Origin of the sequence: Mycolicibacterium arenosum, assembly GCF_024320865.1 — a bacterium.
Classification (GTDB): Bacteria; Actinomycetota; Actinomycetes; order Mycobacteriales; family Mycobacteriaceae; genus Mycobacterium; species Mycobacterium arenosum.
Map to the genome: position 1 here is coordinate 190,325 of NZ_JANDBD010000009.1, position 13,275 is coordinate 203,599.

At 69.9% G+C, this 13,275-nt stretch carries 15 protein-coding genes and 1 pseudogene; 11 read left to right on the forward strand and 5 right to left on the reverse strand.

The window, feature by feature from the left end; genetic code table 11:
• Nucleotides 1-30: 30 nt before the first annotated feature.
• Nucleotides 31-990 (forward strand): MBL fold metallo-hydrolase, encoded by a 960-nt coding sequence (locus NM203_RS21860; RefSeq protein ID WP_308212847.1) that lies wholly within the window; start codon nt 31-33, stop codon nt 988-990.
• On the opposite strand, the gene NM203_RS21865 is transcribed toward NM203_RS21860, so the two are convergent.
• Nucleotides 987-1,979 carry an amidohydrolase family protein gene (locus NM203_RS21865; protein WP_255062523.1) on the reverse strand — a complete coding sequence of 331 codons (993 nt, stop codon included), beginning with the start codon at nt 1,977-1,979 and terminating at the stop codon, nt 987-989. The genes NM203_RS21860 and NM203_RS21865 overlap by 4 nt on opposite strands.
• 67 nt (nt 1,980-2,046) lie before the next feature.
• On the opposite strand from NM203_RS21865, the gene NM203_RS21870 reads away from it, so the two are divergent.
• A complete protein-coding gene (locus NM203_RS21870; RefSeq protein WP_255062524.1) occupies nt 2,047-3,078 on the forward strand; it encodes a fused (3R)-hydroxyacyl-ACP dehydratase subunits HadA/HadB in 1,032 nt (343 codons plus the stop codon).
• Between the two features lie 3 nt (nt 3,079-3,081).
• Here the strand turns inward: NM203_RS21870 and NM203_RS21875 are convergent, their stop codons facing one another.
• Nucleotides 3,082-4,875, reverse strand: coding sequence for a PGRS repeat-containing protein (locus NM203_RS21875; protein ID WP_255062526.1), 1,794 nt, complete (start codon nt 4,873-4,875; stop codon nt 3,082-3,084).
• 102 nt (nt 4,876-4,977) lie between these two features.
• Between NM203_RS21875 and NM203_RS21880 the strand changes: the two genes are divergently transcribed.
• Nucleotides 4,978-6,342: a phenylacetate--CoA ligase family protein gene (locus NM203_RS21880; protein WP_255062527.1), complete on the forward strand. Its 1,365-nt coding sequence runs from the start codon at nt 4,978-4,980 to the stop codon at nt 6,340-6,342.
• On the opposite strand, the gene NM203_RS21885 is transcribed toward NM203_RS21880, so the two are convergent.
• Nucleotides 6,339-6,581, reverse strand: a complete 243-nt coding sequence (locus tag NM203_RS21885; RefSeq protein ID WP_255062529.1) for a hypothetical protein — start codon at nt 6,579-6,581, stop codon at nt 6,339-6,341. The genes NM203_RS21880 and NM203_RS21885 overlap by 4 nt on opposite strands.
• Nucleotides 6,582-6,679: 98 nt before the next feature.
• On the opposite strand from NM203_RS21885, the pseudogene NM203_RS21890 reads away from it, so the two are divergent.
• The 4 genes and pseudogenes from NM203_RS21890 to NM203_RS21905 all read left to right on the forward strand — a co-directional run bounded on the left by NM203_RS21890 (nt 6,680) and on the right by NM203_RS21905 (nt 9,661).
• Nucleotides 6,680-7,876: pseudogene (locus NM203_RS21890) on the forward strand (MFS transporter).
• Between the two features lie 30 nt (nt 7,877-7,906).
• A complete protein-coding gene (locus NM203_RS21895; RefSeq protein WP_255062530.1) occupies nt 7,907-8,938 on the forward strand; it encodes an alpha/beta fold hydrolase in 1,032 nt (343 codons plus the stop codon).
• Nucleotides 8,939-9,014: 76 nt separating this feature from the next.
• Nucleotides 9,015-9,497 (forward strand): class I SAM-dependent methyltransferase, encoded by a 483-nt coding sequence (locus NM203_RS21900; protein WP_255062532.1) that lies wholly within the window; start codon nt 9,015-9,017, stop codon nt 9,495-9,497.
• On the forward strand, nt 9,497-9,661 hold the full coding sequence (locus NM203_RS21905) for a hypothetical protein (RefSeq protein ID WP_255062533.1): 165 nt from the start codon (nt 9,497-9,499) through the stop codon (nt 9,659-9,661). The genes NM203_RS21900 and NM203_RS21905 overlap by 1 nt, the downstream gene beginning before the upstream one ends.
• Here NM203_RS21905 and NM203_RS21910 read toward each other — a convergent pair.
• Both NM203_RS21910 and NM203_RS21915 read right to left on the reverse strand, forming a co-directional pair.
• On the reverse strand, nt 9,658-9,855 hold the full coding sequence (locus tag NM203_RS21910) for a zinc-ribbon domain-containing protein (protein WP_255062534.1): 198 nt from the start codon (nt 9,853-9,855) through the stop codon (nt 9,658-9,660). The genes NM203_RS21905 and NM203_RS21910 overlap by 4 nt on opposite strands.
• Nucleotides 9,856-9,873: 18 nt before the next feature.
• Complete coding sequence (locus NM203_RS21915) at nt 9,874-10,023, reverse strand: hypothetical protein (RefSeq protein ID WP_255062535.1); 150 nt, start codon at nt 10,021-10,023, stop codon at nt 9,874-9,876.
• A 104-nt stretch (nt 10,024-10,127) separates the two neighbouring features.
• On the opposite strand from NM203_RS21915, the gene NM203_RS21920 reads away from it, so the two are divergent.
• The 4 genes from NM203_RS21920 (at nt 10,128) to NM203_RS21935 (ending at nt 13,234) form a co-directional block, all read left to right on the forward strand.
• Nucleotides 10,128-11,447: a DUF2252 domain-containing protein gene (locus NM203_RS21920; protein ID WP_255062536.1), complete on the forward strand. Its 1,320-nt coding sequence runs from the start codon at nt 10,128-10,130 to the stop codon at nt 11,445-11,447.
• A gap of 74 nt (nt 11,448-11,521) precedes the next feature.
• Nucleotides 11,522-11,962 carry an EVE domain-containing protein gene (locus NM203_RS21925; RefSeq protein WP_255062537.1) on the forward strand — a complete coding sequence of 147 codons (441 nt, stop codon included), beginning with the start codon at nt 11,522-11,524 and terminating at the stop codon, nt 11,960-11,962.
• The gene (locus NM203_RS21930; protein WP_255062538.1) at nt 11,959-12,948 is read left to right on the forward strand and encodes a pirin family protein; all 990 of its coding nucleotides are present in this window, start codon (nt 11,959-11,961) and stop codon (nt 12,946-12,948) included. The genes NM203_RS21925 and NM203_RS21930 overlap by 4 nt, the downstream gene beginning before the upstream one ends.
• Nucleotides 12,926-13,234: a GNAT family N-acetyltransferase gene (locus NM203_RS21935; protein WP_255062539.1), complete on the forward strand. Its 309-nt coding sequence runs from the start codon at nt 12,926-12,928 to the stop codon at nt 13,232-13,234. Before NM203_RS21930 ends, NM203_RS21935 begins: the two co-directional genes overlap by 23 nt.
• The last annotated feature ends 41 nt before the right edge of the window (nt 13,235-13,275 follow it).

Genomic DNA, 13,275 nt, shown 5'->3' on the forward strand with positions numbered 1-13,275 from the left:
GGCTCCGCCGACCCGACGATGCCGCGACCGCTGCCGGAGAACGCTCTGGTCACGCTCGGGGTGCAGGCCGGACCCCCGCCGGTGCCCCACCGCACGGGCATCTCGTCGACGTTGAAGATCGGCGGTGATCTCTATCAGATCGACTGCGGCCTGGGTTCGCTCAACGCCTTCGCCAACGCGGGCTTCACGTTCGACGGCCTCAAGAGCATGTTCATCACCCACCTGCACACCGATCACATGGTCGACTACTGGAGCTTCTTCCTGTCCGGTGGCTACACCGCCGCGAAGGGCAAGGCACCCGTCAGCGTGTTCGGTCCGGGTTCCGCGGGGGGGCTGCCGCCGAGTCGGGTGGGCGGCACCGATCCCGCGACCATCGACCCCGCCGCCCCCACCCCCGGCTTGGCCGCGACCACTCGGGCGCTGCAGCAGGCGTTCGCCTACACCAACAACATCTTCATTCGCGACATGGGCACCGACGACATCGAAGGACTGATCGACGTCGTGGAGATCGCGGTGCCGCCGGGCTCGAGCTACCTCGACCGGGCACCGGCGACCGCGCCCTTCCCCGTGACGGCGGACGACAACGTCACCGTCACGGCGACACTGGTATCCCACTACGACGTCTACCCGGCATTCGCTTTCCGGTTCGATCTGAAGAAATCCGGTGTCTCCGTGACGTTCTCGGGCGATACGACGAAATCCGACAACCTGATCGCGCTGGCGAAGGACACCGACATCCTGGTGCACGAGGCGCAGTTCAGTCTCGACGACGCTTACTACGGCAACAGGTTCCCGCCCGGTTACCTGGTCAGGTCGCACACGTCGGCTGTGCAGGTCGGCGAGGTCGCCGCGGCGGCCAATGCCGGGCAGGTGATCCTGAGCCACTACGAGCCCACGGACCTGCCCGACTCGGAATGGCAGAAGGCCATCGGCCAGAACTACTCGGGGCGGCTCACGGTGGCCCGCGACGGTCAGGTGTTCGAACTCTAGCGGCCGATCACGTCCGGGATCCGCGCACCGAAGAGATGAATCGCGTTCTCGGAGGCCACTTTTCGACGCGTTGCGTCGTCCATCGGATAGGACGCCATGAACTCCGCGCCGGTCCCGTTGTCGTCCATCGGGTAGTCGACCGAGAACATCACCCGATCCGCGCCCATCACCTCGAGCGTGCACGCGAACGCCGGCGGGCAGAAGTTGCCGCTAGTCGTGACGTGCACGTTGCTCTTCAGATACTCCGACGGCAGGTGCTTCAGCCCCCTGCTCGAAGCGCCGCTGCCGCCGAGCCCGTAGTACCGGTCGATCCGGTACGCGGCGAACGGCAACATCTCGCCGAGGTGGCCGATGATGAGCTGCAGTCCGGGGAACCTGTCGAACACTCCGGAGTAGATGAGCCGCAGAACGTGAGTGCCCGCTTCGGCGGCGAACCCCCACGAGGCGAGGTGCAGGCCGTCGTCCACGTACGGCGCGAACCACGCGTCCATCACCGCTGGATGCGGCGTCGTCGGATGCAGGTAGATCGGCGCGGACGTCGCCTCGGCGATCGCGAAGAGGGGCTCGTACGCCGGGTCGTCGAGGTAGCGGCCCTGAGAGTGCCCGTTGATCAGGGCGCCGACCAGCCCCAGTTCGGTGACCGCGCGCTCGAGTTCGGCCGCCGCCGCGTCGGGGTCCTGCGTCGCCAGGGTGGCGAACCCCCCGAATCGGCGCGGGTTCGCGCGCACCGTCTCGGCCAGGTCGTCGTTGGCCCGGCGGGCCAAGTCGACCGCCAGCGCGGTGTCGGACTCCTCCTGCACCCCCGGATCGAACAACGACAGGATCTGGAAGTCGATGCCTGCGGCGTCCATCTGCTCGAGACGGAGCGGCCCCCGGTCGTACAACCTGTCGTAGCCGACGGGGTTGTGGGTGCGCAGCCACGTGGCCACGACGTTGTCGGCACTGGCCGGATCCCAGGCGTAATGCTCCTCGAGTGCGATCAGCGTCATGGCTGCGACCTTAGCTGCGCGCCTGCGTCGTGGGGGCGTGCCCGACCCCACCCGTTACTGTGCTGGGGTGACCGAACCAGGAGACTCGTCGCCGCTCGAAGCACGGGTCGGCCATTACTACCGGATGGACGGCACCTACCTCGTCGGCCGCGAGAAGCTGCGCGAGTACGCCCGCGCCGTGCAGGACTACCACCCCGCGCACTGGGACGTCGCCGCCGCCGCTGAGTTGGGCTATTCGGACGTCGTCGCGCCGTTGACGTTCACCTCGACCCCCGGCATGCAGTGCAACCGCCGGATGTTCGAGTCGATCGTCGTCGGCTACGACACGTACCTGCAGACCGAGGAGGTCTTCGAGCAGCACCGGCCGATCGTGGCGGGCGACGAGTTGCTCATCGACGTCGAACTGACCGCGGTGCGCCGGACGGCGGGCCGCGACTTCATCACCGTCACCAACACCTTCACCGACACCGCGGGCGAGCGGGTGCACACCCTGCACACCACCGTCGTCGGCGTCACCGCGGAGGACATCGACGCCGGAGTCAAGACGGCCGTGCAGGCCGCGATGATGCACGACATGAACATCCTCGACATCCCCGGCTCGGACGGGGCGTACGAGAAGGAGGTCCGCCCCGCCGGCGAGATCCGCATCGCCGACGGCGGTCTGACGAGGACGCCGGGAACGCCGTCGTTCGACGACGTCAAGGTCGGTGACGAGCTGGCGGTGCGCCACACCACGCTGTCCAGGGGCGACCTGGTGAACTACGCGGGCGTGGCGGGCGACGCCAACCCGATCCACTGGGACGAGGACATCGCCAAGCTGGCCGGCCTCCCCGACGTGATCGCCCACGGCATGCTGACGATGGGCCTCGGCGCCGGTTTCGCGTCGGCGTGGTCCGGCGACCCCGGCGCTGCGACCCGGTACACGATCCGGCTGAGCGCACCCGCGATCGTGTCGGCCAAGGGTGGCGCGGACATCGAATTCAGCGGCAAGATCAAGTCGCTGGACCCGGCGACCCGCTCCGGTGTCGTCATCGTGGGCGCGAAGTCCGAGGGCAAGAAGATCTTCGGGCTCGCGACGCTGAACGTGCGCTTCCGCTAGTGCTCAGGCGTCCGACCCGCTAGCCCCTCCGGGGCTCCCGCCGTCGCCGCCGGATCCACCGGTGGCCGGTCCGTTCGAGGCCGCCGGTCCCCCGGATCCCCCGTCGCCGCCGTTCCCCGCGGCCAGTCCGCCGTTGCCACCGTCGCCGCCGTCGCCTCCCAGCGCGGTATCGCCGCCACCAGCCAGGCCACCGGCACCCCCATCGCCGCCGTCACCGACACCCAGCACGTCGCCGCCGCGGCCACCGGCGCCGCCCACGACCTGACCGCCGTTCGACTGGGCGATCGAACCGCCACCCCCGGCGCCACCGGTCCCGTACAGGCCGGCGTTGCCGCCGTCACCGCCATCGCCACCGAGTGCGGATCCGTTCGCGCCCGCAGCGAACTGGCCGGTGCCGCCGTCGCCGCCGTTTCCGGAGAGCACGCCGCCGTTGCCGCCGTCGCCGCCGAGCCCCGACTGGACCGTGCCGGTGCCCGCCTCGGATGCGGCCGATGCTCCGCCCCCTCTGCCGCCCGCACCGCCGTCGCCTGTCAGCGCCACCGACCCGCCGGTTCCGCCGTCACCCGCCGTCACGCCGCCGTCGCCGGTGGCGATGCCGGCGTCACCACCCGCACCGCCGTTGCCCGACAACGTGTTTCCACCGTCGCCACCCGACCCGGACACGGCGCCCGCCGGGGCTGAGGCCACCTCGCCCGCACCGCCGCTGCCCCCGTCACCGTTGATCGCGTTGCCGCCGGCGCCGCCGTCGCCCGCGGTCGCCAGCCCCGTATTCGACGTGGCCCGGCCGCCCGCTCCGCCGTCGCCACCGTCGCCGCCTGCCAGTCCCCCGCTGCCTCCGCTGCCACCGCTGCCGCCCCGTGCGTCGCCTCCGCTTCCGGCGAGCCCGCCGGTACCGCCGTCGCCACCGGTACCGAGGCCGAGCACACTGCCTCCGGAGCCCCCGTTCCCGCCGGTCGCGGAACCGTTCGCCTGCACGATCGACGCGCTGCCGCCGTTGCCCGCCTCACCGAAGAAGCCCGCGTTGCCGCCGTCGCCGCCGTCCCCGCCCACCGCGGGTCCGTTACCGCCGGCGGCGAACTGACCGCTACCACCGAGACCGCCGTTCCCCACCAGCAGGCCGCCGTTACCGCCGTCACCGCCATCGCCGGATCGCACCGGGGTAGTCGCGTCGCCGCTCGCCGCGCTGGCGCCGCCACCCCTGCCGCCGGCTCCGCCGTTGCCGATCAGCAGAGCGCCGCCGCCCCGTCCGCCCGAGCCCGCTAGCGCCGCCCCGTCGACGCCGAGCGCGTCGCCGCCCGCGCCACCGTCTCCGCCGTTGCCGATCAATCCCGCGCGGCCGCCGTTGCCGCCGTTCTGCCCCGGCGCGCCGGTACCCCCGGCACCGCCATTGCCCAGCAGGAGGCCCGCCCGGCCGCCATCGCGGCCCGCCGCGCCCTGTGCGCCGTTGCCGATCAGCAATCCGGCGTCGGGATGTTCGGCGGTCCCGTTGCTGACGAAGACGGCGATGAGCGCGCTGATGAGGTCGGGACCGCCGGGGGCGGCGATCGCGCTCGGTCCGGCAATCGTCGACGAGAGCTGCGCCGCACTCAGTTTGGGCGGTGTGAGACCAGAACTGGACGACCCGTGCAGTCCGGTGCACAGAAGGTCGACGCACGGCGCGGGACTCTCGAGTTCCGAATCCGTGGAGGCCAGGCGAACCGTTGGGGACGAGGCGGGTTCGGCGAGTGCTCCCACCCACAGACCGACTCCGACCGCGATGATCCCGGCAGTCACTGCGGGACGGACGACATCGGCCATGAACACTCCCCCTGCGGATGTACCGACGACAACGGCACGAGGCCCGCATATCATGGCGTTCGACCGGTCGCTGCCGATTTACAGGTGAGGAACGGAGCCGGGATGAGCACAGCCGAGTACGACCGCCTTCGCGCCGCTCACCTCAGCGCCGTGCAGGGGGCTCTGGACGATCATGTGAACCGCCTCGACTGGTCCGCGGAGCGGATCCGCGAGCACCGCGACTCGCGGTTGCGCTCGTTGCTCGGCTACGCCCGCGAACGCTCCATGTTCTACCGAGAGCGCTTGCGCGGTATCGACGTCGACGCGGTGACCGTCGCCGACCTGGGATCGATTCCGATGCTCACGAAGGCCGAGGCGCAGGGCGACTGGGACGCGATCGTCACGACGCCGGGTCTAGATCGCGCAGGTGCGGAACGCATTCTGTCCGAACAGGATTGGTTCTCGTACACGCCCGGCGACCAGCAGGTGTTCAGCTCGGGTGGTTCCAGCGGCGTTCGCGGCGTGTACGTGTGGGATTGGGATTTCTTCATCACCGCCGCATGCCTCGCGTGGCGTGTGCAGGCGGGCGCCGAGCGCGGTGGCGCCGTGCCGAACGCGCGACTGGCGGTGCTGACGGCCGGCGTGCCACCGCACGCCAGCACACCGTTGTTCGCGGTACCGACCAGTCGCGGTATGGACATCGCGGTCATCGAAGCGGGCGCGCCCTTCGACGACGTCCTCGCCGCCGTAGCCGCGTACGACCCCACCCACCTGGTGGGCTATCCCAGCGTCATCGGGCGACTGGCTCGCGCCGCGCTGGCCGGCGACCTCGGGATCCGACCCGTGCGGGTCAGCACCAACTCGGAACCGCTGCTTCCCGAGGACCGTGATGCGATCGTCGGGGCCTGGAACTGCCCGCTGCACAACCTCTGGGGATCAACGGAACTCGGCGTTCAGGCGGTTGGCTGCGGCCGCGGGTCCGGCCTGCACATCTGCGAGGACGAGGTGATCCTCGAACGTGTCGACGCCAGCGGCGGGCCGGTGCCGGACGACGAACCGGCGGCTCGGACCTTGGCCACCGGCTTGTCGAACCGCACGTTCCCCTTCATCCGGTACGACCTCGGGGACGAGATCACGATGTTGCAGGAGCCGTGTGCGTGCGGGAGCGCCTTCGCGCGGGTCGCCGACGTCAGTGGACGGCACGACGACGACTTCGCCTACGGGCCGAACACGGTGCCCGCCAGCGCCTTCCGGCACGTGCTCGGGACCGATCCGCGCATCGTCGAATACCAGGTGCGTCAAACGGAGCGCGGAGCGGACGTCCTCGTGGTCGCGGACTCCGACGTGCGAGCGCTCGGTGCGGCGTTGGTCGAGGCGATGCAGCGCTACGGCGTCACCCACCCGACGGTGCGGGTACGCGGCGTCGACACCATCGACCGGAACGAGGCCAGCGGGAAGCTCAAGCGCTTCGTCCGGCTCGTCCCCTAGATGGCACCCGGCGAACCCGGCGTGCTCAGCCCGCCGTCGATGTTCGGCACCATCGACGGTTCCTGCGCCGCTTCGAGGCCCGCCTCGGTGCTCGCGTCGGGGCCGAACTCCTGGCTGGCGGATTCGTCCCACGCACCACCGGCGCACATCGGGTGCAGGAACCCGAAGTGGTCGCACCCGGGGTCGGCGCCCGCGGTCGCCGCCGTACCGGCCCATGCCGACCCGGCAATCGCCGCCACTACACATGCCCTGGTGATTATCCGCATCGGCAAACCCTATCGTCGGCGCGGCGCACGCGTGCGGGAATATCCTCCCCCCGACGCTGTTGGGTAACCAGGTGGTGGCATTCGACGGTGCGCTCGACGGCGGACAGCGCTGGGCGTACTCGTTGCTCCTCGTGCTCAGCGGCGTCGCGCTCGGCGTGTCGGGCGTACCCGCCCCCCTCTACGGGATCTACGAGACCACCTGGAATCTGTCGCCCCTGGCGACCACCGTCGTCTTCGCGGTGTACGCCGTCGCCGCACTCGCGGCGGTCCTCGTGTCCGGCCGGATCTCCGACGTCGTGGGGCGCAAGCCGGTACTGCTGGCCGCGCTGGTGGCGCTGCTGATCGGCCTCGGCGTTTTCCTGATCGCCGACAACATGGCGCTGCTCCTGCTCGCGCGCGCCATCCACGGCGCCGCGGTGGGTTCGATCGTGGTCGCGGGTGCGGCGGCGCTGCTGGATCTGCGGCCCGACCACGGCGTCCGCGCCGGCCAGCACAGCGGCGTCGCGTTCAACGTCGGCATGACCGTGGCCATCTTCGGGTCGGCGCTGCTGGCCCAGTACGCCCCGCACCCCCTGCGGACGCCGTACGCCGTCGTCGCGGTGATCTGTCTGATCGTGGGCGTCGGCGTGCTCGCCCTGGACGAGCCGCACACCGCCCGCTCGGACGGCCCGATTCGCATCGCGAAGCCCGCGGTGCCCGCCGAGATCCGCGGCGACTTCTGATTCTCCGCGCTAGGTGCGATGGCGTCGTGGTCGGTACTCGGCGTGCTGCTGTCGCTGTATCCGTCGCTGGCCGCGCGTCAGACCCACATCGACAACCTGGTCTTCGGCGGCGCCGTCGTCGTCGCCACCACGGCGTTCGCCGCCGCGCTGGCCCAACTGGCCGCGACCCGCGTCCCCGCCCGCTACTCGGCGATCATCGGCGACGCCGGCATGGCAGTCGCGCTGGTTCTGACGATTCCGGTGCTGCTGACCCATCAGTGGCAGCTCGTCTTCGTGGCCGCCGCACTGCTGGGGGCGACGTTCGGGCTCGGCTTCGGCGGCTCGCTGCGGCACCTGTCCGACGTGGTGCCCGCCGGGCGGCGCGGCGAGACGATGTCGGCGTTCTACCTGCTGGCGTACTCGGCGATGGCGGTGCCCACGCTGATCGCGGGCTGGGCGGCGACGGAGTGGGAGCTGGCCGCGGTGTTCCCGTGGTTCGCGGGCGTCGTGGCGGCGGCCTGTCTGGGCGCCGCGGTGGCGGGCCTGCGCAGCATTCGCGCCACGTAGCCCGCGGAGGGAGTCGTACGCTCTGAAGCGATGCTCGACGAGTCCGAGATCCGGTTCCTCCCGCTCGGTGCCCGGCGCGTGGCGTACGAGGTGCGCGGTGCCGGGCCGGCGCTCGTCGCTCCCGCGTGGTGGGTGAGCCACCTCGAACTCGACTGGGAGAACAGCGGTGTGCGCCGGCTCTGGCTAGGCGCGGCGCAGGGTCGCACCCTGGTGCGCTACGACCGACTCGGCGTCGGCATGTCGGACCGGGCCGTCTCGGATGCCGATCTGACCCTCGAGGGCGAGGTCGCCACGCTGCACGCGTTGCTCGACGAACTCGGCCTCGAACGCGTCGCTCTCGTCGGCGGTTCATCAGGCAGCTGCACCGCCGTCGCATTCGCGGCTACCCACCCGGAGCGCGTCGAGCAGCTGGTGCTGTACGGGTCCTACTCGTACGGCGCCGCATTGACGCCGCCGGGCGTGGCGGACGCGATAGTGGCTGCGGTACAAGCACATTGGGGATTAGGCGCGCGGCTGCTCGCCGATGTCTTCCTCGGTGGCGCCGACGCCGCGGAACAGGCTGCGTTCGGACGACTGCAGCGGGAGTCCGCTACCGCCGAGGTGGCGGCCGCTGTGTTGCGGCTGGTGTATCGGCTCGACGTCCGGTCGCTGCTTCCGCTCGTCCGCGTGCCGACGACGGTCGTGCACCGGCGCGCCGACAGCGCCGTGCCGTATGCGCTCGGACGCGAGGTCGCCGCCGCGATTGCGGGTGCGACGCTGATTCCACTGCAGGGGAGTTCGCATTTTCCGTGGCACGGTGACGTCGACTCGGTGGTCCGGGCGATCCGCAGTGCACTGGGCACGCGAGTCCCCCGTGCCGAGATCGAATCGGAGCTGCTGTCCGGCCGCGAGCGGGAGATTCTCGCGTGCGTCGCGCGCGGGTTGGCTGATCGCGAGATCGCCCGGCAGTTGGTGCTGAGCCCGCATACCGTGCACCGGCACGTCGCGAACATCCGCCGCAAGCTCGGCAGCCCGTCGCGGACGGCCGCCGTCGCCGAGGCCGCGCGCCTCGGGCTGCTGTAGCCGCAACGGGCCATTCTCGGCGCAATGGCCGATTCGGGCGATGCGCGCGTCGACGTCGCGCTCGTAGTTTCACGCCATGGCTGAAACCTGCGCGGCCCCGCCGCACACCCCGTCAACAACGTGGTTGCGGATCTTCGCCGTCGTCTACGACCCGGTGCTCTGGCTGGGTGAGCTGTTCGGCATGCGACGCAGGCGGCGTGACCTGGTGGCCGCAGCGCGCGGCCGCGTCATCGAAATCGGCGCCGGCACAGGGCTGAACGTGGCGTACTACCCCGAGGCCGTGGACGAACTGGTGCTCACCGAGCCCGAACCGGGGATGCGTCGCAAACTCGAGCGGCGCACCGCGCGAGAGGCCCGGATCGTCGCCGCGCTCGCGGAGCGGCTACCGGTCGAGGACGCGTCGGTGGACACCGTGGTGTCGACGCTCGTCCTGTGCACCGTCACCGATCCCGCGCTCGTGCTGCGTGAGATCGCACGGGTGCTGCGGCCCGGCGGCCAACTGCTGTTCATCGAGCAGTGCGCTCGAGTGCATCGCTCCTCGCTAGATGCCAGGACCTGATGCTGCGACCGTGGCGCGGCTTCGCCGGTGGCTGCGTGTGCAATCGCCCGACTGTGGACCTGATGTGGGCGGCCGGCTTCACCGTCGAAGTGTCGGCGGCCGTGTGGCGCGGGATGCCCGCGGTCGTGCACCCGCTGGCGATCGGACGGGCGACGCGCGATTAGACTGCGGCTCCGCAGATTCCGCACACTTCGAACACCCGTCGCCGCCACCTCGCGACGGGGATGAAGAACAGCGTGAACTGCTTGAATTCACGCACGCGGGTCCACTGCGTGGTGTTGTGGCAGCGCGGGCAGGTGCGTGTGTCGCCCGCGCCGAGGAGCTTCTGCTTGGTGCCGAAACCGAAGAGGAGTAACAAGCCGTCAGCCTACCGAAGCTAGCTGTTGAAGTCCGGCAACGGGGTTTCCGGCGCCTGCTCTTCGGGTGGCACCTCGGTGCCGTTGTCGTCGTCACGCGCCTGTTCCTGAACCTCGGCCGCATGGCGCAGGTTGTCGCCGGTGTTCTCCGCGTGGTCGGGCGAGCTCATGAGATTTCTCCACTTCGTCGGGTTCGGACCGGGTACCCGCGCTGACGTGTGCGAATCCGATGTACCCGCGGTTGAGTCGGCTGCGGGCCGGGCATTCGCACCGGATGAGTGCATCCGAGCCCGACGAACGCGAGTCGTTCATCGTGGCCACCCTGGTCGACGCGTTCTCCGAACTGATGAAGTCGGACCCGGATGCGTTCCGAACCAAGTTCCGCAAGATGGCCGCCGATCCGTTCGCGTTCTTCCGCGGGAGCGCCTGCCTCTTCTACGCCGACGTGTCCGCTCTCGACGACAGGTGGGCGGACGAGCGCACCAGCCGGATCTGTATTCAGGGTGACCTGCACGCGGAGAACTTCGGCACCTACATGGACGGCGCCGGCGTGCTGATCTTCGACGTCAACGACTTCGACGAGGCGTACGTTGGTCACTTCACCTGGGACGTGCAGAGATTCGTCGCGAGCATCGCGCTGATGTGTTGGCAGAAGGCGCTTTCCGACGAGTCGATCGCGATGCTGATCGAGACGTTCACCCGCGCGTACGTGAGGCAGGTGCGGTGGTTCGTCGACGTGGAGGACGACTCCAGCTTCTCGCTCAACCTGCTCACCGCCCGTGGCGCGGTGTTGACCGCACTGCAGTCGGCCCGGCTGTCCACCCGCGCCGAGATGCTCGACCGCATCACCTTCGTCGACGAGTACGACCGTCGGTTCCGGGACGCCTCCGGTGTCGTCCGACTCGACGACGACGAGCGGGGACGGGTGGAGTCGGCCTTCGCGCGTTATCTCGACACGATCCCCCGCACCCAGCGATTTCGCGGAATCGCCTACGACGTCAAGGATGTCATCGCGAAGACCGGGTTCGGCATCGGCAGCGCCGGCCTGCCGTCCTACACCGTCCTGATCGAGGGCTTCAATCAGGCGCTTGACAACGACGTGGTGCTGTCGATGAAACAGGGCAACGTCGCGGCGCCGAGCAGGGTCGTCGACGACCCGCAGGTGCACGAGTACTTCATGCACCACGGCCACCGCACCGCCGTTTCCCAGCGGGCACTGCAGGCGCACGCCGACCCGCTGCTCGGCTACACCGATATCGACGGGGTCGGCTTCGTCGTGAGCGAGCTCTCGCCGTATGAGGCCGATCTGGACTGGAGCGAGCTCACCGAGCCGGACGCGTTGGCCGAAGTCGTCGAACAACTCGGCCAAGCGGTCGCCAAGGTGCACTGCGTCAGCGACACCGACAGTGACCAGTCACTCGTCGACTTCCAGACCGAGGACGCGATCGTCTCGGTGATCGGCGACGACGAGGCCGGGTTCGTGGCCGACATGGTCGAGTTCGGCCTGACGTACTCCGCGGTCGTTCGGGAGGACCACCGCCACTTCGTGGAGGCCTTCAGGGCGGGTCGGATACCCGGCGTCAGCGCCACCTAAGGAGAACCGGGGGTGCCGGGGGGCCTGTGGATGAATTCGGCGGAATGTCGGGGCGGGTTCCTAGCGTGGTGGACATGACGTACTGGATTAACACGGTGAGCCGGGGACACGTGCTGCGCGGCGTCGCCGGCGGATTCACTCAGGCCAATCACGGCAAGCCGCACATGCTCAAGCGGATGGCCCGCGGCGACTGGATCGACTTCTACTCCCCCAAGACCGACTACCCGGACGGTCCGCCGCTGCAGGCGTTCACCGCGATCGGTCAGGTCGCCGACGACGAGGTGTATCAGGAGGACCTCGATCCGCAGTTCCAGCCGTGGCGACGCGCAGTCGAATTCCTGCCGTGTACCGAGACGCCGATCAGGCCGCTGCTGGATCGGCTCGACTTCATCGTGGATCCGTCGCGGTGGGGCTACCGCTTCCGGACCGGCGTCTTCGCGATCAGCGAGCACGACTTCGAGGTGATTCGCACCGCCATGACGGCCGACTCGGCGGAGGTTACTGTGGTCGGGTGAGCAACGTCGAGCCCGGCCCTGACGAAGTCGCTTGCGGTGCATCGTCATTCGCCGGCGTGCTGCACCCCCGCGACGTTCCGCTGGGTGGCCCCCGCGCCCTGCGGGTGCGCCGCACGCTGCCGCAGCGGGAACGCTCGCTGATCGGCGCGTGGTGCTTCGTCGACCACTACGGTCCCGACGACGTCGGTGCAGGTCCGGGCATGGACGTACCGCCGCACCCGCACACCGGCCTGCAGACCGTCAGCTGGTTGTTCCGCGGCGAGATCGAGCACCGCGACAGCGCGGGCGTTCACGCCGTGGTCCGGCCCGGCGAGCTGAATCTGATGACGGCGGGCGCGGGCATCTGCCACTCGGAGGTGTCGCTGCCGGACACCACCGTGTTGCACGGCGTACAGCTCTGGGTCGCCCTTCCCGACGCGCATCGCGACACGGCGCGCGACTTCCACCACTTCGCTCCCCCGGCTCGCGATCATGACGGCGTCGACGTCCGGGTGTTCCTCGGCACGCTGGCAGGAGCCACCTCGCCCGTGCCGACCTTCACCCCGCTGCTGGGCGCACAGGTCGACATCGCGCCCGGCGGCACCGCGTCGTTCGAGGTGTCGCCCGACTTCGAGCACGGCGTGCTCCTCGACGCGGGCGCGGTCTCGGCGGGCGGTACCGCGCTCGCCCGAGGCGACCTCTGGTATCAGTCTCCAGGGCACCGCCGGCTCGCCCTCGTCAACACCGGCGCCGAGCCCGCGCGGCTGCTGGTCCTCGGTGGCCCGCCCTTCGGCGAGGAGCTGGTGATGTGGTGGAACTTCGTGGGCCGCAGCCACTCCGACATCGTCGAGTACCGCCGCCGGTGGCAGGACCACGACGCCCGATTCGGTTCCGTCGTCGGCTATCCCGGCAACCGACTGTCCGCTCCCCCACTGCCGAACGGCGCTCTGCGTCCCCGTGGCAATCCACCGACCAGGAGGCCCGATGACCGCCCAGCAGACCGATAGGACCGGTGCCCCGACCACCGTCGGGCGAGAGTCCGATCGCTTCACGATCTCCGTCGAGGGCCGCGAAGTCGGATTCGCCGAGTTCTCGGAGTCGGCGGGCCGCCGTTCGTTCTTCCACACCGTCGTCGACCGACGGTTTCAGGGCCGCGGTTTGGCCACCATCCTCGTCGCCCACGCGCTGGAGGCCACCCGCGCCGACGGTCTTCGGATCGTCGCGCCGTGCTGGATGGTCGCCGAATACATCGAGAAGAGCGGCGCGTACGCCGATCTCGTCGACCCCGCCTGAAAGGTTTCCATGCCGTGATCGTGAGTTCAGCATTCTTCTGA

Excerpts from the sequence above, each read along its gene's own strand:
- NM203_RS21865 (WP_255062523.1), bottom strand. The coding sequence starts at position 1,979 with ATGACGCTGATCGCACTCGAGGAGCATTACGCCTGGGATCCGGCCAGT.
- NM203_RS21875 (WP_255062526.1), bottom strand. The coding sequence starts at position 4,875 with ATGGCCGATGTCGTCCGTCCCGCAGTGACTGCCGGGATCATCGCGGTC.
- NM203_RS21880 (WP_255062527.1), top strand. The coding sequence starts at position 4,978 with ATGAGCACAGCCGAGTACGACCGCCTTCGCGCCGCTCACCTCAGCGCC.
- NM203_RS21895 (WP_255062530.1), top strand. The coding sequence starts at position 7,907 with ATGCTCGACGAGTCCGAGATCCGGTTCCTCCCGCTCGGTGCCCGGCGC.
- NM203_RS21900 (WP_255062532.1), top strand. The coding sequence starts at position 9,015 with ATGGCTGAAACCTGCGCGGCCCCGCCGCACACCCCGTCAACAACGTGG.
- NM203_RS21905 (WP_255062533.1), top strand. The coding sequence starts at position 9,497 with ATGCTGCGACCGTGGCGCGGCTTCGCCGGTGGCTGCGTGTGCAATCGC.
- NM203_RS21915 (WP_255062535.1), bottom strand. The coding sequence starts at position 10,023 with ATGAGCTCGCCCGACCACGCGGAGAACACCGGCGACAACCTGCGCCAT.
- NM203_RS21920 (WP_255062536.1), top strand. The coding sequence starts at position 10,128 with ATGAGTGCATCCGAGCCCGACGAACGCGAGTCGTTCATCGTGGCCACC.
- NM203_RS21925 (WP_255062537.1), top strand. The coding sequence starts at position 11,522 with ATGACGTACTGGATTAACACGGTGAGCCGGGGACACGTGCTGCGCGGC.
- NM203_RS21935 (WP_255062539.1), top strand. The coding sequence starts at position 12,926 with ATGACCGCCCAGCAGACCGATAGGACCGGTGCCCCGACCACCGTCGGG.